Below are 21,991 nucleotides of genomic sequence, written 5' to 3'. Positions count from 1 at the left end.
AGGGGGATTGTGCTATCTTTACGCAGTGAAAGCAAAAGCAAGAAGTATCGCTTTGGGCATCTTAAAAGCCTTGGCGGTTATTACAGGTATATTTATTTTGTTCTGGTTCGTCTTTAAGATACAGGCGCTCCTGCTTTATATTGGTATCGCAATGGTGGTCTCCTTAATCTTTAGGCCGGTCGTCCTTTTTCTAACAAGACGCCTGCGTTTTGGCAATACCTTAGCCGCATTCTTCACACTCCTGCTGGTCATTGGCTCGGTAGCGCTTATGTTACGTATCTTTGTTCCTATTATCATAGAACAAAGCAAGAACATCGCAGAAATCGATTTCGCATTGGTAAAATCAGACTTGAACGAACTTAACATCCAGGCAAGTGATTATCTGGGCGTTGAAAAGATTAAGATCGTCGAGGCGATAAAACGAACCGAATATGTACGAAACTTCAATTTGGAGATCATCCCCAGTTTTATTGATATTTTCTTCAGTAATATTGGCGGCTTCGTGGTAGGGCTTTTTTCGGTGCTCTTTATCTCGTTCTTTTTACTAAGGGACGAAAAACTTATAGCACGTGCGGTACTGGTGTTCGCGCACCCCAGCAGGGAGCAGCGGTTTTTAAATGTACTTACCAAGGTAAAGGAGCTGTTGTCTCGGTATTTTCTGGGGTTGTTGCTACAGATCATGATACTTACGCTTTTCTACTCTGTATTATTGCTCTATTTGGATATCCATAATGCTATTGCCATTGCACTTATTTGTGCTTTCCTGAATATCGTTCCCTATTTAGGACCGCTTTTTGGTAGTGTGGTCATGATGCTGGTGGTGGTTTCTAACAATCTTGGAGCCGATTTTTCTTCAGAATTGTTACCTTTACTGGTGATCGTGCTTATTGGCTATTCTATCGCGCAATTGTTCGATAATTTGATCACTCAACCTGTGATCTTCGGAAAGAGCGTTCGTTCGCATCCACTGGAAATATTTATAGTGATCCTGATTGGCGGGTATCTGGTGGGTATCGCAGGAATGATCCTTGCCGTGCCGGTCTATACCACCTTAAAGGTAGTAGCGAAGGAATTCCTTTCAGAATATAAGATCGTGAAACGTCTTACCAAAAACCTGTAGTCCCTATTGAACCACAATCTCCTGCATACCGAAGTCCAGACGTTCATCCGTTCGTATGACGGGCCGCTGGAACAACTTGCGTTTTCAAAAAGTCCGTTTACCAAGGTCACTGTTCAGGAACTGTTACAGCAGATCGAAAGCAGAAGAAAGACCGAGTTAAAATTGCCCACCTGGTTTTCTTCGGAAGGGATCTACTACCCGCCAAAATTGAATATTGAGCAAACTTCTTCCGAAGCAACAGCAGCGTACAAAGCATCTCTGGTATCTGGTGCGTCATTGGCCGATACAACCGGAGGTTTTGGAGTGGACAGTTATTATTTTTCGAAACGTTTTGAAACGGTAAATCATTTTGAGATCGATACTGAGCTTTCCATGATCGCTGCACACAATTTTGAAGTTCTGGAGAGCCGCAATGTTCGATGTTTTGCTCAAAATGGTATAGAAGCGGTACTACATTCATCCTATGATGTTATTTATGCCGATCCTTCGCGGCGTCACGATGTGAAAGGAAAAGTCTTTTTTCTCTCCGACTGTGAACCGAACATCCCGGAGCATTTAGAAGCGCTTATGGACGTATGTAATGTGCTGCTCATAAAGACCTCCCCTATGCTGGATCTTTCGGTGGGTATGGAAGCATTAAAATATGTCTCTGAAATCCATATTATCGCATTAAACAACGATGTGAAAGAGCTCTTGTGGGTGCTTAAGAAAAGATCCCTGGCATCTAACCCAAGGATTTATACCGTCAATGTAACAAAAGAATCACCGCAGCAATTCGACTTTTCTTGGGGGACGAAAGCTTCAGAAGTGTTCGATACACCACAGCGCTTTTTATATGAACCCAATGCTGCGCTTATGAAGAGCGGCGCGTTTGGGTTGCTTTCAGAAGTATTCCGCGTTAAGAAGTTACATGCCAACACCCATCTATACACCAGTGAGTCCTTACGGGAATTTCCAGGGCGTCGTTTTGCAATCGATGCCTGTGTTCCTTATAACAAAAATGCGATGAAGGACGCTCTTACGGTTACAAAAGCGAACATAGCAACCCGTAATTTTCCCGAGTCGGTTGCAGTGATACGCAAAAAATGGAAGCTCAAGGATGGCGGGGAGCACTATCTTTTTTTTACCACTACATTGAACGACAAAAAAGTGCTCTTGATTTGCAGTAAAATATAAAAAGCTTGCGATTACTTGCTAACTCTTTTGAAATAAGCCGAATAAATTAGGGTAAAAAAGGCTGTATTTTTTTGCGTTATACCAATTGAAAAGTTACATTTGCATCCGCATTTTACGATGACGTTCATTAATTATTGGAGAGGTGCCAGAGTGGTAATGGAGCAGATTGCTAATCTGTCAACGGGCAACCGTTGCCGGGGTTCGAATCCCCGTCTCTCCGCAAGTTGTATAATAGTAATGTAGCCATTACATATACGGGGTGTAGCGTAGCCCGGTTATCGCGCCTGCTTTGGGAGCAGGAGGTCGCAGGTTCGAATCCTGCCACCCCGACAAAAACCGGACAACAGTTCGGTTTTTTAGTTTACATGAGAATCCGGTCGCATAGCTCAGCTGGATAGAGCACCTGCCTTCTAAGCAGGCGGTCCCAGGTTCGAATCCTGGTGCGATCACAATAAATAATCCTTGCGTAAAATCAAGCTTGCTTGAATTTATTAGCAGGGATTTTTTGGTTTCATAAACTTACGGTTAAGGCTTCGTTAAAAATGAGCGGTATTTGAAGTTCGGAAGGTGGTTCTTTTTAAATTTAGTATAAAATTTGAAGTCATGAAAAAACCTAAGAAATTTCCGGAACAGTCACAGGAACAACCGGGAAAAGAGCACAAGATGCATCCTCAACCCGAAATTATACGCAGTACGTATAATGGAAGTGATAAACTAAAGAACAAAGTGGCCCTCATAACGGGCGGCGACAGTGGTATTGGGAGAAGTGTGGCCGTTCATTTTGCCAAAGAAGGAGCCGCAGTGGCTATTATCTATCTCAAAGAAGATAAAGATGCCGCACAAACCAAGAAGATGGTAGAAAAGGAGCAACAAAGCTGTTTGCTCCTCGAAGGTGACATTACGAACGAATCATTTTGCATAAAGGCGGTACAACAGGTGATCGACACGTTTGGACGGCTGGATATTGTCGTCAATAATGCTGCTGTGCAATTTCCTAAAGATGATCTGGCCGGGATCTCAATTTCGGAAATGAAGAAAACCTTTGAAGTGAATATCTACCCGTATTTCTATATCCTGAAACCTGCGCTGGAACATCTAAAAGAAGGCGCTGCCATCATCAACACCGCATCTGTTACTGCATATCGCGGAAGCGACCACCTGCTCGATTATTCCGCAACCAAGGGAGCAATTGTAAGTTTTACCAGATCGTTGTCTCAAATGCTTGCTGACAAAGGAATTCGCGTGAACGGAGTTGCACCGGGCCCTATCTGGACGCCCCTTATCCCGGCCACCTTCGATGACATATCAGATTTCGGGCAGGATACGCCGCTTGGAAGAGCCGGCCAACCCAGTGAGGTCGCTCCGGCCTATGTATTTTTAGCTTCTGAAGACAGTAGTTATATCACGGGTCAGTTCCTCCATGTGAATGGCGGGGAGATGATAGGATCTTAGTTCACCACTGCGTATCTTCTTTTTAGCTATTGACTACAAAAGCATGAATCACGCCCGGGATCCATCCTATAAGCGTTAAGATGACGCTAATCAAGAAGGTTGTACCTAGACCATGCTTCAGAAAAACAGCTAAAGGCGGTAAAAGAATACTTAAAATGATCGTTAGTAAAGACATAGTATATGTTTTAATGATTAATTAATTATTGTTTAAATGGATAAGTCATTCTACGTGGCGTCCCGGTTCACATCTTTCAGAAGCCACTGGTTTACTTGTTTCTGAGCGTTTGTGGTATGCAGAACGACGATATCACCCGTTGTTTCGAATACTACAGCTCTAACCTCATTGAGATCCAACACATTCGCTTCTCGTAATTTAGAGCGCAGATCGCCTTCGGTCACTCTGGCTTTTTGCAAATTCTTATCCAAGATCTGCTGTCCATCCATAAGGAGCAACGGCTGATTATCTATTAATTTCTGAAAAAGTTTCCATCGTCTAAGTAGCGCTGCGCTGAGTTGCAGTACATATACCGCTAAGAGGCCTATGACTCCTTCCACCAGTGATACCGATTTTGAGAGTATGGTAGTTGCGATTATGGATCCGATGGCTACTGTCATTGCAAAGTCAAAACTTGACATCTTTGAAAAACTACGTTTACCGAAGAGTCTCGTGAATAGGATTACGGCAATATAAATTGCAATAGAACTAATAATAACAGCAATAAGAGAGGGAATTGAAATTTCAAACCATTTTTCCATAACAGATAAAAATTAAAAACCCGTTTGGAAACGGGTTTTATTAGTAAATACTTCTATGCAAGTGCTTTTTTATTAAGCCTACCTTCGGCTAATTTGTCCAACTTGTTATCGGCGTTGTATTCTTCATCCAAGGTGGTTTGCAACTTCTTTGCGATCTCCTTATGGCCTAATTCCTTCGCAAAACGAACCGCCGTGCCGTATCCCGATATTTCGTAGTGTTCTACGCGCTGTGCACAGGCGATTAGACCGGCATCCTTTACATCTCCGGGAGCGTCTTCTTTTATCATTCCATCGCACTCTTCGATCAAGCCTTCCATCGCATCGCACTTTGTGTTTCCCGGATTTACACCCAATGTATCACAGATTTCTTTAATACGTTCGAATTGCGTTTTGGTTTCTTCCAGATGTGAAGAAAAGGCATCCCTTAATTGATTGTCTGAAGCAGCTTTCACCATATTAGGTAATGCTTCTACAAGTTGCTTTTCAGCTGAATATAGGTCCTTCAGCTCGTGTTCAAATAATTCTGACAGGTTTTTCATAGTCTTATGTGTTTAATGATTAAGTTCTATTAAAAATATAATTTACATCATCTATCAAAAAGAACTTTGTGACATCTTAACATCAAAAGTTAAAGCCGATTTAAGAAATAGAATTTCGGAATCAGTTTTTAAGAAAATATTAATCGCGGACGGTGGGTGTGTTGATATCACAACTAAAACAAGCGATCAAACTTAATGGTAGCTCAAGGTCTTCGGAATCTTTTAAGGGTTCTGAAAGCACACCTTGTTCTTCTATAATTTTTTTGAATTCTATGGCGTATTCATGCAGATCATCGCGTCTTCTTTTGATCTTGGCCACAATAGTATCTCCATTTAATACTCGTAAGGAATGAGGCCATTTAGCTAGTGCTTCTTCAATCAGCGCATCTGTAAGGTTCTTTTGAATATACCGAGCTTCCTCTAAAAATATGGATTTTGGCGTAGCGTATAAGAAATAGCGATCGAAAGGATACACGAGGCCGGAAATATAATCTATTTTTGGTTTAAACGGCCGCAAATGGGGCTCTACATTCTTACTGGAGACAATTTGTGGGACAATTCCATCAATATCGAAGAATGCATTATCCCGATCACTGGGAATGGGGATTCCAATAAACTCATTGTTACGCTTCACGACGGCCCAGCCCCATTGTTTTACATGACGGTCCCAATCACCAATTACCAGATCGAACAGCCGACTTCTAACTAATTGTGATTCATGAATCTTAACTTTCTTCCCGTATTTCAATTTTAACTCTTGTAATGCTTCGGTATCAATTAATTCCACAACATCCTTATATGCTGTCCAGTTTTTACTGCCTTCTGTTTCATATTCAAGCCAATATAGTTTATTTCCATAGGCATCGTTGTAATGTTCTAAGGATGTTTGTTTGGGTATAAATACCGCTTTGGGGTGTGTATGTAATATATTTAATGCTTCTGCCATTTCTGCTGCAATCCATGCGCCATAGGGATGTTGCGCAGACACTCCGTCGATAACAATATTCTCTAAACCGAGGAAACGAACGTAATCGGGAACAAGTGCGTCAGGATTTTTGGCAATACTACGCAAGGTATACACGATCCCGTTACCACCCATGAGTGTCAATGAGTTGGTTTGTTTTCCACCCCCCTCTTCAATCACTTTCGTGCCACCAAAAAGTGTGTCCAGGTATACAACAGGAACTTTTATAGGTGTGGACCAGGCCTCGCGATAGTGATCCCCTTGAATAAATCGCTTTAGATCGTTCGCAGTATATTGAGAACTGGCTGCAACGATCACAGAGTCCAAAAGCCTGAAATCTCTTTGTTCAATAGTATTAAGATCAACAACAATATCAGTGGAAGCAGCATCGTCTGTACTGAGCACGGACGAATAAAGAAGGACTAAAAGCAGAACGAGGAGCATTGCTAATATGATTCCGGTCTTTTTCATACTGTATATATTGTTATCAAAATTATCTGTCAAATTTATAATATTCTAAGTAAGGATGTGGCATTTCTTCTATTGAGGGTATGATCATATCTCTGCCCATAATGCTGAAGGTTATGCCGTTACCGCCATACCCCAGTATGTAATGTTCATTTTTGTCTGCATCCGGCTTTCCCATATAGGGCAGTCCGTCCTTTGTTTCACCAAATGTACCGGCCCAGCTATAGTCTTTAATGAACGGAATTGAGGGAAATGTTTTCTGAAACATTTTGATTAATTGTTTTTCTTTCTTCGATAATAGACTGTCCCTGGTTTTGGCATTTTTATAGGGGACGTCTCCTCCTCCCATAATAATTCGTCCGTCTGCCGTACCTCTGTAATAATGGTATGGCGCTGCTGTATCCCAGAAGATCATATCCTTGAAAGGAGCTGGCAGTTCGCTGAATGCTTCCGAAGCGATTGCATAGGTACTTTTAAGATCGACCAATTGAGAAGGGATGGTTTCTACGCTTTCGAAACCGGTACAATTAACTACATTAGATGTTGTTATTTTAAAACCTGAACGGGTTCTAAGCTCAATTGCACTGTCTTTTTTACGATGCTCTACAATTTCAGATTTATCAAAAATTCTTAATCCTTTTTTTACGGAAGCAGCTAAGAGGTCTTGTGCAAAAATATAAGGATTCATCACCGCACCCGACCGAGACCTTATCGCAGCATACCCCTTTCCTATTCCTAACTCTCTAGTGGCTTCTTTTGTTAACCATTCAACTTGAAAACCATGTGCTAAACGTGCTTCATATTCTTTCTCTAAAAAAGATATATCCTTTTTATTCGTGGTGAACCATACACTGTATTTCTTTTCAAAATCACAATCACTGGAAATTTTTGATACCAGATTCTCAACAGTAAAAATAGCACTCTCACATTGTTGAAAACTAGTAACTGCACTGGTAAGACCTACTTTTTCCATCAATTGAAACAGGGGCACATCTATTTCATACTGAAGCATCGCAGTGCTGGCAGCAGTACTTCCGTGACATATATCTCTTTTTTCAACCAGAAGAACATCATAGCCTTCTTCTACCAGTTTATGTGCTATTAGTGCGCCGGTAATTCCTCCCCCTAGCACTGTAATTGCAGCCGATTCATCTTTACTAATTGAAGAATATGAAAACTTCAATGAATTTTGTATCACCCAAAGAGGTTCATTAGAACGTACATCCATAGTCGTTTCTTTAACTTAAAATTACTATGGAAATAAATAGGTCTTCCGCATCTTAGCGAAATTTTAACGTCGAGCAGTCTGTATAACTTGCCATCTCTTTCGGTTACCTCTCTCCAATCTTTTGTTACAATAGGTATATTTCTCTCGCAGACTGTGAGTTATATTTGCAGAACCCACTGAGATTTTATTCTTTAAGTATGATTTCAAAGGTCAATTACCTCGATCACAACTAAGAATATAGACGAATTAGGGGTTTAATTGACTTAACTACACGTGAGGAGTAAATACTGTCTTTGAGGAGGCAGTGCTTTTTTATTCAGGGTATTCTACACGTAAATGGTAGATATTGTTAAGTTTCTTTTTAAGAATTTTTTTGATGCTTTGGATTTCCTTAAATGTAACATTTGCGTTCAAAAACTGACCTTGTTCCATCTGCACATCGATGATCTTTTCTACAAAGGCATCGATCTTAGTAGACGTAGGGTCTTTCAAACTTTTGCTGGCAGCCTCAACACTATCTGCCATCATTAGAATGGCTGTTTCTTTACTGAAAGGAATAGGACCGGGATAACGAAAGTCCTCTGGGTCTGCTGTACCGCTTAGTTCTTTTTCTTTTTTGTAGAAGTAATAGACGAGACTTGTTCCGTGATGTGTTCGAATAAAATCGATCACACGATCGGGAAGATTGTTTTTACGTGCGATCTCGATCCCGTTGATCACATGTGCGATTATGATCTTGGCGCTCTCCTTAGGTGCGAGCTCACTATGGGTATTGAAAGAATTTACTTGATTCTCGGTAAAATTGGTCGGATTAATCATTTTCCCGATGTCGTGATACAAGGCTCCAACACGTACCAGCATGGCATTCGCTCCAACTTCATTGGCAGCAGCTTCAGCTAAGTTGGCCACATTCAGCGAATGATGGAATGTTCCGGGGGCCTTATTGGACAGTTCTTTTAGTAGTTTAGAGTTTGTATCGCTCAACTCCAGCAGCGAAACATCAGAAACCAATCCAAAAACCTTTTCATATAAATAAATCAACGGATGTGCGAACAAGGTTGCGAGTCCGCAAAGAACAAAATAACCAAATGTCTCCCAGTTGATGAGTTGAACGTTTCCTTCCTGAATCAAAAAGAAAGCGAAATAACCCACAATATAAATAAATGTAATCTGCCCTACCGAAATGAACAAATTTGCACGTTTGTACAGTTCAGAAACTGTTAGAATGGTCACAATACCGGCGATGATCTGGAGGAACATATACTCAAAACTGTTGGGAACTACAAAGCCAAGCAATAAAATGGTCAATACATGTACGAATAAGCCCAGACGTGGATCGAAAAATGCTTTAATGACCAAAGGTAAAATGCACAACGGTACCACATAAACATAGGCAGCATCGATCTTTACAACGATCGTCGTTAAAAAGACCATGAGCACAACATTGAAGAAAATGAATGTGACCTTGGTATTGTTGTGAAAAATAGCCGGACGGTATTTGTTGAGAAACAAATAAAGCATAAGAAATACCAGCGACACCAGCAGTGAGTAACCAACAAGAAGCCAGACGTAGTTGGATTTGCTCCAAACTTGCGATTGATATTCGAGCTTTAGACTGTTTAGTATTTGGTATTTGTCGCCTTCTACTACTTCACCTTTGGCTATAATCCTCCCCCCTTTTTCAATAATACCTCGGTTGGGATTGATCGCTTTAATGTCAGATTCGATAGCAGCTTCGGTAAGTTTCGTGTTAAAACCAACATTGGGAACTACAGCCCGTGCCAGCAGTTTTTGAAGTAATTCCTCAGTATCTTGTGCATTGGCTTCGACAACCGCATTTCGAATTGTCTTGTTGAGATCATCCAGCTTATACAATTGCGCATACGTGATCTCCTCTACTTCACTTCCTTTTGTCAAGTAAATTAGTTTTTCTTCGGAATAGGGATGAATCTCGTTGGTGATTCCTTTATCATAGAGGTCCGAAATAATAGCACTTCCCAGCCGAAGTGTTTTGCTTTTTGAAGTGGTATAAACACTGTCTACAAAGGTCTGTTCAAAAAGGTCCTTGAACCGAAGCACCGCTTCAGCAGCAACCTCGGGATCGTAGTCGAAGTAAGGGATAGCGTTTACCCGAATGTCCTCTTTTTCCTTTTCCAGTGTTGCGGCATCTTTCTTAATGGTAAAACTAAAAGGAGCATACAGGTTCTCATATTGCCATGGTTTTCCTTTTTGGAAATTATACTTGAACTGCCCGCCCTTCGGAAGCAAATAGATCACCAGAATCGTTGCAATAATAAACAAGAATCCTTTGTAAATATAGGACTGGTTTTTTGTAAGGAATGAAAACAGATTGTTCATACAGGTCGATCTGGAAGTAAAGGTATAAATATAGAGCGATTAATCCCATACCTGCTCTTGTGAAAGATTGATAAATTAGTTTTAAATATGTAAATTTGCACTTCCTGTTCTGAAGGTATAAATACTTCAGAAAATTCAATGTAAAATAAAAAAAGATCCAATGAGTAAAGAAGTTGTAATTGTCGCCGCGGCACGAACCCCAATAGGAAGTTTTATGGGAAGTTTATCATCATTAACGGCTACCCAGTTGGGTTCGGCAGCTATAAAAGGCGCACTGGACAAGATACAGTTAGATCCCTCATTGGTTCAGGAAGTATATATGGGCAATGTGGTGCAAGCCGGTGTTGGTCAGGCCCCGGCCAGACAAGCAGCCCTAGGAGCCGGTATCCCCGATACAGTTCCGTGTACCACCGTCAACAAAGTGTGCGCTTCAGGAATGAAAGCAGTAATGAACGCAGCACAGGCGATCGCCTTGGGTGATGCCGATATTATTGTGGCAGGTGGTATGGAGAGCATGAGCAATATCCCGCACTATGTACACATGCGTAATGGAGTGAAGTTTGGCCCTGCATCACTTGTGGACGGCATGCAAAAAGACGGTTTGGTGGATGCCTATGATCAAAACGCTATGGGCGTATGTGCCGATCTGTGTGCTTCTGAACACAATTTTTCCAGAGAAGACCAAGATGCATTCGCTATAGAATCCTATAACCGATCAGCCAAGGCGTGGAGTGAAGGAAAGTTCAAAGAAGAAGTTGTCCCTGTAGAAGTGCCCCAGCGAAGAGGTGAGCCTGTGATCGTTTCGGAAGATGAAGATTATAAAAATGTGCGTATGGATAAAATACCGTCTTTACGTCCTGCTTTTTCAAAGGACGGAACGGTAACCGCGGCTAATGCTTCCACTATAAATGATGGTGCAGGAGCCATGATCCTTATGAGCGCAGAAAAGGCAAAAGAATTAGGGCTTACTGCCCTGGCGACGATTAAGAGCTATGCCGATGCCGCTCAAGAACCAAAATGGTTTACTACCGCTCCTTCAAAAGCTTTACCCAAGGCATTGGCCAAAGCAGGTATAACAAAAGATGATGTTGATTACTTCGAATTCAACGAGGCCTTTGCTGTTGTTGGATTGGCAAATATGAAACTATTAGGGCTAAACGATTCCAACGTCAATGTAAATGGCGGTGCGGTATCTTTAGGGCATCCCTTAGGCTGCAGTGGAGTGCGAATCCTTATCACATTACTAAACGTGTTGATCCAGAACAACGGAAAGATTGGTGCAGCTGCGATCTGTAATGGTGGCGGAGGCGCATCGGCGATGGTGATTGAAAGAAACTAAGCTGTTCTTTGGGTAACCAGACACGATGAAATACGGCATTTGTAATTTAAGTATTGTTCCCCTTCGGTTAGAGCCCTCAGACCGAAGTGAGATGGTGAGCCAGTTATTGTACGGAGAAACGTTTAAAATACTGGAACATCGAAAAAAATGGAGCAGAATTCGTCTGGATTTTGATCGGTATGAAGGTTGGATCGACAACAAGCAATTTATAGAAATCCCCGAGGAAACCAGTAACACACTTAAAGAAAGCACGGCTTCATATTCTTCTGATCTTGTGGATTTTATTATTGCTTCGGAAGGGCAACTTCTTTCTATCTGCATGGGAAGTTCTCTAAATGCGATCCAAATGTTGGAACACGCTTTTGAAGGGAAATCAATTTCAGAAAAACTTCCTAAAGAACATCTGCTTGATACCGCATTGCTCTATTTAAATGCTCCTTACTTGTGGGGCGGCAAGACTCCCTTCGGAATTGATTGTAGCGGATTTACCCAAATGGTATATAAGATTAACGGCTATAGTATATTAAGGGATGCAAGTCAACAGGCTACTCAAGGAGAAGCCCTAAGTTTTATAGAAGAAAGTGAACCCGGGGATCTTGCTTTTTTTGACAATGCCGAAGGAGCCATTACTCATGTGGGTATTATTATGAAGGATAACCATATTATTCATGCCCACGGAAAGGTGCGTATTGACAGACTGGATCACACCGGCATCTTCAATTACGAGCGACGCTGTCACACGCACAAATTGCGGGTCATTAAACGTATTATATAAAAAAAGTCTCCGCTAGGGAGACTTTTTTATTTATTGTTATAAGTAGTGTCTACTGACCTTCCAGTTGTTGAACCTTTGCTTTCAGTTCTTTCGCTTTTTCATCACGGCCTAACTGGCTGTATATGTTCATTAGCGTTCTCGCATATTCTACATTATCCGGGCGTGCTTGAAATGCAGCCTCCAGATAGGGCACCGAACTTTCCTGTACCTCATGTAACTTAATTTTTAACGCATCATATTTTTTGAAATCTTCTCGAGAAGTTCCCAAGGCATTCATTTCTTCTACAATGGGTGTTTGTTTGTCCAAAATAAGAGAAGCCATATTGATGTTTGCAGATGCATAGGTAGGGTCAATCTTTAAAGCTTGCTTATAATACTCCATAGCTTTTTCGGCATTTCCATTTTCGGCACTTGCAACACCTAAATTAAAATAGAGTTCCGGATTATCCGGGTCTTTTGAAATTAACTGACTAATCAATGAATTGTACGTTTCCTTATCTCCCATTTCGTAATAAAGATCCGCTTCGGTACGAAGCAATACCATATCATCCGGATTTTTTGCGCGAAGTCCTTTTAAAAGATCCAGCGCCTTTTCAGTTTTCCCTTGTTGAATGTAGATCTGTGTCAGGTTCCGTATAATATCTTCCTGTTGATTTTCACTAACCTTAGTTTGCGGATTGGTGTGTGTTCCTGCTTTTAGCATTAGATCTCGCTGGCCTACAGAACCAAATGACTCTTCTTCTCCCGTCTCCTTATTGATGGCAACTAATTGTGTTTGAATTCCTGTATATCCGATATCTAACAATTGATTATAATATTGAATAGCTTTATCATATTCCTGGCCGTTCTTAGCACTAATGGCTGCATTCGCCAAAAAGATGGTATCGGATTTGCTTAAAGAATATGCCTTTTCATACTTCTCTGCCGCCGATTTGAAGTTCTTTGAGTTGAAGTCATTGATGGCACTGTTCTCCATCTTCTCGCGTAGCTTTAAGAATATTTGAGAATACGCATCATCTCTCTCGATACTAGGATCTGCTGCTTTCGCTTTCTCAAGGTCGTCACCTGCCATGGCTAACTGTGTAAAATCTGCCCCGGGCTTTCCTAGATTCACTCCGGCTCTAATTAGATAAAAGTCTGCTTTTTCGTCATCATCTGCACTTCCAAGCATAGGCTCGGCTTGAGATAAGTAAGTCATGGCTTCATTATAATCCCCGGCTTGTAGCGCTTTATCGGCTTTCTTGATCTCTTTTTTTTGAGCAAGAGCACCCATAGCAACCAAGAGTGCACTTGCCATTAAAACTGAATTTTTCATTGTTTTGAGTTTGATTTTATTCGTTGTTTTCGGTTTGTGTGTCGTTTGTATCAATAGTAGTGCCATTTTCCGGTGCATCGTTATTTTCGTCTACATCATCATCATCGATCACTACTTTTGCCACAGCGGCAATGGCATCGTCTTCTCGCACTTTTATTAATCGAACGCCTTGAGTGGCACGTCCCATAACGCGAAGATCTTCTACTGCCATCCGTATAGCAATGCCGGACTTATTGATGATCATTAGATCGTCGTTGTCACTTACATTCTTGATAGCTACTAATTTACCTGTCTTTTCAGTAACATTAATGGTTTTAACACCTTTTCCACCACGGTTCGTGATCCTGTAATCTTCAATACTGGAACGCTTACCGTACCCGTTCTCAGCGACCACCAGTATATCAGATTCATGGTCCTCAACTGCGATCATCCCAATTACTTCATCGTTTTTATTTGCCAGTGTGATCCCGCGAACACCGGAGGCATTCCGTCCCATAGGTCGTGTCTTTTCTTCTTCGAATCGAATTGCCTTCCCCGAACGAACAGCAAGCATTACCTGGCTATCGCCTGTGGTTAATTTCGCTTCTAACAGCTCGTCACCTTCTTTAATGGTAATAGCGTTTATTCCATTGGTTCTGGGACGTGAATATTGCTCTAACGGGGTTTTCTTTACTTGCCCCTTCTTGGTCGCCATGATCACGTAATGATTATTGATGTACTCTTCATCTTTGAGGTCCTGAGTACAAATAAACGCCTTCACTTTATCATCGGGTTCAATGTTCACTAAGTTCTGAATAGCACGACCTTTTGAGGTGCGGCTACCTTCCGGGATTTCAAAGACACGCATCCAGAAACACTTTCCTTTTTGCGTAAAGAACAACATGTATTGGTGGTTAGTACCTACGAACAAATGCTCTAAAAAGTCCTCATTCCTTGTAGCGGAGGCTTTTTGACCTACCCCTCCTCTGTTTTGTGTCTTGTATTCGGTGAGAGAGGTTCGTTTAATGTACCCGGCGTGTGAAATGGTGATCACTACTTTCTCGTCGGCGATTAGGTCTGTGATACTTACATCTCCTCCGGCATATTCTATGACCGAACGACGCTCGTCTCCGTATTTGGACTTGATCTCGAGTAATTCGTCCTTGATGATCTCCATTCGCCGGTCTTTTTTGGCAAGAATGTCTTTGTAATCTTCAATGGTCTTCATTAATTCGTCGTATTCGCTTCGAAGCTTATCCTGTTCCAGACCCGTTAACTGGCGCAAACGCATTTCTACAATGGCCTTAGCTTGTATTTCTGAAAGCTCGAACGTTTTCATTAACACTTCCCTGGCCTCATCTGCATTGGCAGAAGCACGTATCAATCGAATTACTTCATCTATGTTATCCGAAGCGATAATAAGTCCTTCCAGGATGTGGGCACGTTCTTCGGCCTTGCGCAACAAGTATTCTGTACGACGCACTACAACCTCATGTCGATGCTCGACAAAATAATGGATCAATTCTTTCAGGTTGAGCATCTGTGGACGCCCTTTCACTAAAGCAATATTATTGACACTAAAGCTTGATTGAAGCGCAGTGTACTTATACAGCATGTTCAGTACAATATTGGGAATTGCATCTCTTTTCAGGATATATACAATACGCATCCCTTTCCGATCGGATTCATCACGAATATTCGTGATCCCTTCGATCTTTTTCTCATTTACAAGATCGGCCGTCTTTTTGATCATATCGGCCTTGTTCACTTGATAAGGAATTTCAGAAACAATAATACATTCGCGCCCGTTCACTTCTTCAAAAGAAGCTTTACCGCGCATTACCACACGCCCTCTACCGGTATGAAAAGCTTCTTTTACCCCTTCATAACCATAAATCACCCCGCCGGTTGGAAAGTCGGGAGCCTTGATGTGCTGCATCAATTCATCGATGCTAATATCGTTATTTTCAATAAAGGCGACCGTTCCATCGACGACTTCAGTTAGATTGTGCGGAGGCATATTGGTGGCCATACCTACTGCGATACCTGAAGCACCATTGATAAGGAGGCCGGGGACACGTGTAGGTAGCACTGTAGGTTCGTAAAGGGTATCATCGAAGTTTAGTTGGTGATCCACCGTTTCTTTGTCGATGTCTGCCAACATGTCTTCCGAAATTTTTTGCATTCGGGCTTCGGTGTATCGCATGGCTGCGGGGCTGTCTCCATCTATAGAGCCAAAGTTTCCTTGTCCGTCAACCAGCATATATCGCAAACTCCATTCCTGTGCCATACGCACCATAGCGTCGTATACAGAAGTATCGCCATGCGGATGGTACTTACCAAGAACCTCTCCTACAATTCTCGCCGATTTTTTGTGAGCTCCGGTCGCTCTAACACCCAGTTCGTGCATTCCATACAACACACGTCTGTGAACAGGTTTCATACCATCCCTAACATCAGGAAGTGCACGTGACACAATGACCGACATTGAATAATCAATGTAAGCCGACTTCATTTCATCTTCAATGTTAATTGGGATCAATTTTTCGCCTTCAGCCATAAAATTTTACTTTATTATTTAGTCGTTAAACATAAGGAGCAAGATACATTATTTTGCAAGTTTTTACAGGGGATTCCAGCCATAATATTCACGTTTTTATTAACAAATTTTAACATGAAAACCGTTAATAACTATACGCCTTTGTGCTTTGATTTTAGTTAGTTTTTTTGTCCTTTTACTACAGCACTTTCAAATGGGGTATGGTTTTTGTCCCTTTTCTAAGGAAATTTAGTATTTTTAAAGGCATTAGAGGATATAGATTTATGGATGATAATTTTTCCCCAAGAGTAAAAGATGTAATTGCATACAGCAAAGAAGAAGCATTGCGGTTAGGTCACGATTTTATAGGCACCGAACATTTAATGCTCGGCCTTTTGCGTGATGGTAACGGTAAGGCTGTAACTATATTAAACGCACTGGATGTGGACCTGAATCACCTTCGCCGAAAGGTAGAGATTCTAAGTCCGGCCAACCCCAACATCGGGACTAGCGAAAACGATAAAAAAAACCTCCATTTAACCCGTCAGGCGGAGCGTGCCCTTAAAACAACATTTCTAGAGGCAAAACTATTTCAAAGTTCATCGATCAATACAGCTCATTTGTTGTTGTGTATCCTTCGCAATGAGAACGATCCTACAACGAAATTGCTTAACAAGATGAAAGTGGATTACGACGGTGTGAAGGATCAATTCAAACTTATGATTGCGAACGACGAAGACTATATAGACAGCCCTACTTCAGAATCATTTCCAAATGATGACGATACCCCACAAGAAGATGCTTCCAAAGAGAATTTATTCTCCGGGTCCAGCACCAAAGGAACCAAGAAGTCTAAAACGCCTGTTTTGGATAACTTCGGAAGGGATCTTACCTCCATGGCCGAAGACGGAAAATTAGACCCCGTAGTAGGACGAGAGAGTGAAATACAGCGGGTTTCACAGATATTAAGCAGAAGAAAAAAGAACAATCCGTTACTCATTGGAGAACCCGGAGTGGGGAAATCTGCTATTGCTGAAGGTTTGGCCTTGCGTATTGTGCAGCGAAAGGTGTCGCGTATCTTGTACGATAAACGGGTAGTGACCTTAGACCTTGCCAGCCTGGTTGCCGGAACAAAGTATCGCGGACAGTTTGAAGAGCGCATGAAGGCTGTGATGAATGAACTGGAGAAGAATGACGACATTATTCTGTTCATCGATGAGATTCATACCATCGTTGGCGCAGGCGGTGCTACCGGATCGCTGGATGCCTCCAATATGTTTAAGCCTGCGCTTGCAAGAGGTGAGATCCAATGTATTGGTGCTACTACCCTGGACGAATACAGACAATATATCGAAAAGGATGGAGCCTTGGAACGTCGATTCCAAAAGGTATTGGTGGAACCTACTACAGTAGCCGAGACCATTGAGATCCTTCATAATATCAGAGATAAATATGAGTCGCATCACAACGTGCAATATACCGAGGATGCCTTAGAGGCTTGTGTGAAATTGACGAACAGGTACATGACCGAGCGTTTTCTTCCGGACAAGGCCATAGACGCTATGGATGAGGCAGGATCTCGTGTTCATATCACTAACATCAATGTGCCGGAGAAGATATTAACGATCGAGGCAAAATTGGAAGAGGTACGTGAATTGAAGAATTCCGTAGTGAAAAAACAAAAATACGAAGAGGCAGCGAAATTGAGGGATGATGAGAAGAATCTTGAGAAAGAGCTGGCGACCGAGCAGGAAAAATGGGAAAATGATTCAAAATTACATAGAGAAACCGTGACCGAGGAAGACGTAGCTGAAGTTGTCTCTATGATGACCGGAGTTCCTGTAAATCGAATCGCACAAACTGAAAGTACCAAACTTTCAAAACTGCCGGACCGCATCAAAGGAAAGGTCATAGGTCAGGATGAAGCGGTTGCTAAAGTGGTTAAGGCCATTCAGCGAAATCGTGCCGGTTTGAAGGATCCTAATAAACCTATCGGCTCCTTTATATTCTTGGGTCAAACAGGTGTAGGTAAAACACAGCTTGCCAAAGTACTGGCACGCGAGCTTTTCGACTCCGAAAATGCACTGGTGCGTGTGGATATGAGTGAATATATGGAGAAGTTTGCGGTTTCACGTCTTATTGGAGCACCGCCGGGGTATGTGGGTTATGAAGAGGGCGGACAATTGACAGAAAAGATTCGCCGTAAGCCGTATGCTGTCATCCTGTTGGACGAGATTGAAAAAGCCCACCCCGATGTATTCAATATGCTGCTACAGGTATTGGACGACGGGCAGTTGACAGATAGTCTAGGGCGTAAGATCGATTTTAAGAACACCATCATTATAATGACCTCGAACATTGGCGCCAGAAAGCTGAAAGATTTCGGGCAAGGCGTCGGATTCGGTACTGCTGCGAAAGAAAGTCAGGCGGATGCTAACTCGAAGAGTATCATCGAAAATGCATTGAAAAAAGCATTTGCTCCGGAATTCTTGAACCGAGTGGATGATGTTATGGTTTTTAACCCGTTAGACCGTGACGATATTCACAAGATCATCGATATAGAACTCGACAAGCTCTTTGACCGTATCAAAGATCTTGGATATGAACTTACCCTTACCGAGAAGGCAAAGGATTATATAGCAGACAAAGGTTTCGACAAAGATTATGGGGCAAGACCTTTAAAGCGCGCGATCCAGAAATATATTGAAGACGCTTTGGCCGAAGAGATCATAAATTCCAATTTGCAAGAAGGTGATGGTATCACTATGGATCTTGACGAAAAGACGAATGAACTCACCATAAAGATCAAAAAGCAGAAAAAAAAGACAGAGTCATAAAATAGTGAAGTCAAAAAGAAGAACCACCTGCATCTTAGTATCAGGTGGTTTTAATTTTTTATGAAGGAACGAAAACAAATCAAAAAGCGCATTGAAGAAGCCATGATGGAGACCGAACACTTGGTTGCCAAATACCGAGAATTGAGTAAGCCCATTGCTCCAGAAAATGCAATTGGTCGTGTTTCGCGCATGGACGCTATTAATAATCGTTCGGTCAACGAAGCTGCATATAGAAAAGCCGAAGTGAAATTAAAGAACCTCACCGTAGCACTTTCCAAGATAGATGATCCCGATTTCGGAAGATGCAGAAAGTGTAAACAACCCATACCAATTGAACGAATCTTACTTATGCCACAGGTGACCACATGTGTGAATTGTTCAAAATAATACTTCAGAATGAATAAACAACAACTATCCAATACCCTAAGAAAATTAGGTTTTTTACACGTTGCGGACAAAGCACGTTTTTATCAGCAATTAGTAAAGAACAAGAAAAAGAACGATCGGTTTTTAGAAAACCACCCAGAGGTGAAACTTCCACCGGATTATCTCATCTACGAATCTCATGAGATGAGCTATGAGAAATACTACACAGGAGGTGAAAAAACGGCCCAATGGCTGGTGGATTATTTAAAACGACACTCCGACCTTAAAAATAAAAACATATTGGACTGGGGCTGTGGTCCGGCGCGGATCATTAGACACCTGCCCAATATCCTTCCAAACGATTGTTCTTTTTACGGAAGTGATTATAATCCGCTTTCCATCGATTGGAATACCAAGAACCTTCCGCATATACATTTCAATCTGAATACACTGGAAGCAAAGCTCCCCTATCCTGATGCACATATGGATATTATTTATAGCCTTTCGGTCTTTACCCATCTTTCTGAAAGATTGCACTACGAGTGGTTTGCAGAACTTTTAAGGGTGCTTAGTCCGGGTGGGATCATGTTCATTACCACTTCTGGGAATAACTATATTCCGCTCTTAACCGATGGGGAACGCAAACTATATGAGCAAGGAGCTCTCGTGGCACGCGGACAAGTAAAGGAAGGACACAGGATCTACACAACGTTTCACCCTCTGGCCTTCATGAAAAACTTATTCTCGAATGTAAAGATTCTCGAGCATATCGAAACACCGCCACAGGATGGATGGCTCCCGCAAGACATCTGGATTGTACAGAAACCACTATAGGTATTTCTACAATTTTTGTATCTTGAAAATCTCAAATCCAACCAAATTGAATATCACCACACTACAATATGTTTTCGGGACGGTAGAAATTTATGATAACTATCTCATTACCATTATGCATGAGGGCATTACTGTCATTCCCGAATACAATAAAGACCTGCTTGAAATTTCTAAAACCTATTTTAAGAACAGACCGTTTGGGTACATCTCATACCGAAAAAATTCGTATGCGGTAGATCCCCGTGTCTACATTGAAACGTCCAAGATCGAGAACCTCATGGCATTCGCCGTTGTTAGTACCCACGAAATAAATATTTCCAACGTAGAGATCGAAAAGATCTTTCTAAAGAAACCTTTTCATTTATTCGACGCCCTTTCCGAAGCAAAAGCATGGGTGGATAAGATGGTGAACGAAGCAGATTGAATCTTACTCGAATAGGATCTCATTATCGATAGAGAAACTTTGAATAAACGCTATGGCGGCATGGATATCATCGGCCAACAGGCGATCCTCTGCCACAAAGGAAACCGTTTCCCGAAATGATTGAAGGAAAGATTCTAAAAACGGAGAGGTTTTTTTTGGTCTTCTAAATTCCATGGCTTGCGAAGCATTTAACAATTCGATCGCTAATACGGTCTCCAGATTCTCAACAATACGCAAACATTTTGTTGCGGCGTTGGCTCCCATACTCACATGATCTTCCTGTCCGTTCGACGAAACGATCGAGTCTACAGAGGCCGGAGTTGCCAATTGTTTGTTTTGACTTACGATACTGGCAGCGGTATATTGCGGTATCATAAAACCACTGTTCAAACCGGGGTTGTTTACCAAAAAGGCCGGTAATTCCCGCAAACCGGAAACCAATTGGTAGGTTCTTCTTTCAGAGATATTAGCCAGTTCGGCCATGGCAATAGACAAGTAGTCCAATCCCAGTGCCAATGGTTGCCCGTGAAAGTTTCCACCGGAAATGATCTTATCTTCGGCAACAAAAATATTAGGATTGTCGGTTACTGAATTGATCTCGGTCTTAAAAGACTTCGTTACGAACACGATAGTATCTTTGCTAGCCCCATGTACCTGCGGGATACAACGAAAAGAATACGGATCCTGTACGTTCTTCTTTTCCGATAAGCCTAATTCGCTTCCTTCTAAGAATTCCACAATACGCTCGGCAGTTTTAACTTGTCCGCGATGCGGACGGACCAAATGCACTAATGGATCGAACGGACTCATATTACAATCGAATGCGTCTACCGAGAGGGCACTTATCACATCGCTTAGGTACGATAGCTTATGTGATTGTAATAAGGTGTAGACACCGTAGGCGCTCATAAATTGTGTGCCATTTAAAAGAGCCAGTCCCTCTTTTGCTTCTAAGGTGATAGGTTTCCAATTGTATTTTTTGAGCACCTTCGCAGTACGCATACGTTTCTCACCTACAAAGACTTCGCCTTTGCCCAATAACGGGAGCGATAAATGCGCTAAGGGAGCCAAGTCTCCCGAGGCTCCTAAACTACCTTGTGTATATACCACAGGGAGCAGGTCGTTATTATAAAAGTCGATGAGTCTTTCGACGGTCTGTAACTGCACACCACTGTATCCATAACTCAAGGATTGTATTTTTAAAAGCAACATCAATTTTACAATGGGTCGGGGTACATAGTCACCTGTACCGCATGCGTGCGACATTACGAGGTTTTCCTGTAATTTTGAAAGATTGTCGTTTGCGATCTTCACATTGCAAAGCGAACCAAATCCGGTATTGATACCATAGATAGGTCGTTCATTGTTCTCCATCTTACCGTCGAGATAGGCTTTGGACTTCTTTATGTTGAATGCTGCTTCTTCAGATAATTCCAGCAGTTTATGGGACTCAATGATCTCTTTTACGGTAGGTAGATCCAATATCTCGGAACTGATATAATGGGTTTCTTGCATCGATTGG

The 21,991-nt window shown here is 41.9% G+C and carries 18 protein-coding genes and 3 tRNA genes; 12 read left to right on the top strand and 9 right to left on the bottom strand.

Going from position 1 to position 21,991, the window contains the following annotated elements; genetic code table 11:
* Nucleotides 1–25 precede the first annotated feature (25 nt).
* The 6 genes from JS40_RS02750 (at nucleotide 26) to JS40_RS02725 (ending at nucleotide 3,748) form a co-directional block, all read left to right on the top strand.
* Nucleotides 26–1,120 (top strand): AI-2E family transporter, encoded by a 1,095-nt coding sequence (locus JS40_RS02750; RefSeq protein WP_034258147.1) that lies wholly within the window; start codon nucleotides 26–28, stop codon nucleotides 1,118–1,120.
* A gap of 6 nt (nucleotides 1,121–1,126) precedes the next feature.
* Nucleotides 1,127–2,296, top strand: a complete 1,170-nt coding sequence (locus tag JS40_RS02745; RefSeq protein ID WP_034258145.1) for a THUMP-like domain-containing protein — start codon at nucleotides 1,127–1,129, stop codon at nucleotides 2,294–2,296.
* Nucleotides 2,297–2,432: 136 nt separating this feature from the next.
* Nucleotides 2,433–2,516: transfer RNA gene (locus tag JS40_RS02740), tRNA-Ser, on the top strand.
* 35 nt (nucleotides 2,517–2,551) lie between these two features.
* Nucleotides 2,552–2,626, top strand: a tRNA-Pro gene (locus tag JS40_RS02735).
* Nucleotides 2,627–2,671: 45 nt separating this feature from the next.
* Nucleotides 2,672–2,745, top strand: a tRNA-Arg gene (locus JS40_RS02730).
* 154 nt (nucleotides 2,746–2,899) lie between these two features.
* Nucleotides 2,900–3,748, top strand: a complete 849-nt coding sequence (locus tag JS40_RS02725; RefSeq protein ID WP_034258143.1) for an SDR family oxidoreductase — start codon at nucleotides 2,900–2,902, stop codon at nucleotides 3,746–3,748.
* A 22-nt stretch (nucleotides 3,749–3,770) separates the two neighbouring features.
* Here JS40_RS02725 and JS40_RS15030 read toward each other — a convergent pair whose 3' ends face one another.
* The 6 genes from JS40_RS15030 to JS40_RS02700 form a co-directional block, all read right to left on the bottom strand.
* Nucleotides 3,771–3,923: a YqaE/Pmp3 family membrane protein gene (locus tag JS40_RS15030; RefSeq protein ID WP_084677422.1), complete on the bottom strand. Its 153-nt coding sequence runs from the start codon at nucleotides 3,921–3,923 to the stop codon at nucleotides 3,771–3,773.
* 50 nt (nucleotides 3,924–3,973) lie between these two features.
* The gene (locus JS40_RS02720) at nucleotides 3,974–4,504 is read right to left on the bottom strand and encodes a DUF421 domain-containing protein (RefSeq protein ID WP_034258142.1); all 531 of its coding nucleotides are present in this window, start codon (nucleotides 4,502–4,504) and stop codon (nucleotides 3,974–3,976) included.
* A 53-nt stretch (nucleotides 4,505–4,557) separates the two neighbouring features.
* On the bottom strand, nucleotides 4,558–5,043 hold the full coding sequence (locus JS40_RS02715) for a YciE/YciF ferroxidase family protein (RefSeq protein WP_034258141.1): 486 nt from the start codon (nucleotides 5,041–5,043) through the stop codon (nucleotides 4,558–4,560).
* A 139-nt stretch (nucleotides 5,044–5,182) separates the two neighbouring features.
* Nucleotides 5,183–6,478, bottom strand: coding sequence for a hypothetical protein (locus JS40_RS02710; RefSeq protein ID WP_034258140.1), 1,296 nt, complete (start codon nucleotides 6,476–6,478; stop codon nucleotides 5,183–5,185).
* Between the two features lie 22 nt (nucleotides 6,479–6,500).
* On the bottom strand, nucleotides 6,501–7,703 hold the full coding sequence (locus JS40_RS02705) for an NAD(P)/FAD-dependent oxidoreductase (protein ID WP_034258139.1): 1,203 nt from the start codon (nucleotides 7,701–7,703) through the stop codon (nucleotides 6,501–6,503).
* A gap of 312 nt (nucleotides 7,704–8,015) precedes the next feature.
* Complete coding sequence (locus JS40_RS02700; protein WP_034258138.1) at nucleotides 8,016–10,061, bottom strand: HD family phosphohydrolase; 2,046 nt, start codon at nucleotides 10,059–10,061, stop codon at nucleotides 8,016–8,018.
* Nucleotides 10,062–10,221: 160 nt separating this feature from the next.
* Here JS40_RS02700 and JS40_RS02695 point away from each other — a divergent pair, with 160 nt between their 5' ends.
* Nucleotides 10,222–11,400, top strand: a complete 1,179-nt coding sequence (locus tag JS40_RS02695; protein ID WP_034258137.1) for an acetyl-CoA C-acyltransferase — start codon at nucleotides 10,222–10,224, stop codon at nucleotides 11,398–11,400.
* A gap of 25 nt (nucleotides 11,401–11,425) precedes the next feature.
* Nucleotides 11,426–12,175: a C40 family peptidase gene (locus JS40_RS02690; RefSeq protein WP_034258136.1), complete on the top strand. Its 750-nt coding sequence runs from the start codon at nucleotides 11,426–11,428 to the stop codon at nucleotides 12,173–12,175.
* 49 nt (nucleotides 12,176–12,224) lie between these two features.
* Here JS40_RS02690 and JS40_RS02685 read toward each other — a convergent pair whose 3' ends face one another.
* Both JS40_RS02685 and gyrA read right to left on the bottom strand, forming a co-directional pair.
* Nucleotides 12,225–13,490, bottom strand: coding sequence for a tetratricopeptide repeat protein (locus tag JS40_RS02685; RefSeq protein WP_034258135.1), 1,266 nt, complete (start codon nucleotides 13,488–13,490; stop codon nucleotides 12,225–12,227).
* A gap of 16 nt (nucleotides 13,491–13,506) precedes the next feature.
* A complete protein-coding gene (gyrA, locus tag JS40_RS02680; protein WP_034258133.1) occupies nucleotides 13,507–16,029 on the bottom strand; it encodes a DNA gyrase subunit A in 2,523 nt (840 codons plus the stop codon).
* A gap of 263 nt (nucleotides 16,030–16,292) precedes the next feature.
* Between gyrA and JS40_RS02675 the strand changes: the two genes are divergently transcribed.
* Genes JS40_RS02675 through JS40_RS02660 form a run of 4 tightly spaced genes read left to right on the top strand, consistent with a single transcriptional unit; the run spans nucleotide 16,293 to nucleotide 20,469 of the window.
* Nucleotides 16,293–18,845 carry an ATP-dependent Clp protease ATP-binding subunit gene (locus JS40_RS02675; RefSeq protein ID WP_034258131.1) on the top strand — a complete coding sequence of 851 codons (2,553 nt, stop codon included), beginning with the start codon at nucleotides 16,293–16,295 and terminating at the stop codon, nucleotides 18,843–18,845.
* 60 nt (nucleotides 18,846–18,905) lie between these two features.
* Nucleotides 18,906–19,232, top strand: a complete 327-nt coding sequence (locus tag JS40_RS02670) for a TraR/DksA family transcriptional regulator (RefSeq protein WP_034258129.1) — start codon at nucleotides 18,906–18,908, stop codon at nucleotides 19,230–19,232.
* 9 nt (nucleotides 19,233–19,241) lie between these two features.
* A complete protein-coding gene (locus JS40_RS02665; RefSeq protein WP_034258127.1) occupies nucleotides 19,242–20,045 on the top strand; it encodes a class I SAM-dependent methyltransferase in 804 nt (267 codons plus the stop codon).
* 22 nt (nucleotides 20,046–20,067) lie between these two features.
* The gene (locus JS40_RS02660; protein ID WP_233273936.1) at nucleotides 20,068–20,469 is read left to right on the top strand and encodes a hypothetical protein; all 402 of its coding nucleotides are present in this window, start codon (nucleotides 20,068–20,070) and stop codon (nucleotides 20,467–20,469) included.
* Nucleotides 20,470–20,472: 3 nt separating this feature from the next.
* On the opposite strand, the gene hutH is transcribed toward JS40_RS02660, so the two are convergent.
* The gene (gene hutH / locus JS40_RS02655) at nucleotides 20,473–21,984 is read right to left on the bottom strand and encodes a histidine ammonia-lyase (RefSeq protein WP_034258125.1); all 1,512 of its coding nucleotides are present in this window, start codon (nucleotides 21,982–21,984) and stop codon (nucleotides 20,473–20,475) included.
* Nucleotides 21,985–21,991 lie beyond the last annotated feature (7 nt).

It is taken from the genome of Altibacter lentus (assembly GCF_000746845.1).
GTDB classification, from domain to species: Bacteria; Bacteroidota; Bacteroidia; order Flavobacteriales; family Flavobacteriaceae; genus Altibacter; species Altibacter lentus.
The sequence above is the reverse complement of the archived record's forward strand: the minus strand, read 5'-3'. Positions and strand labels throughout refer to the sequence as shown.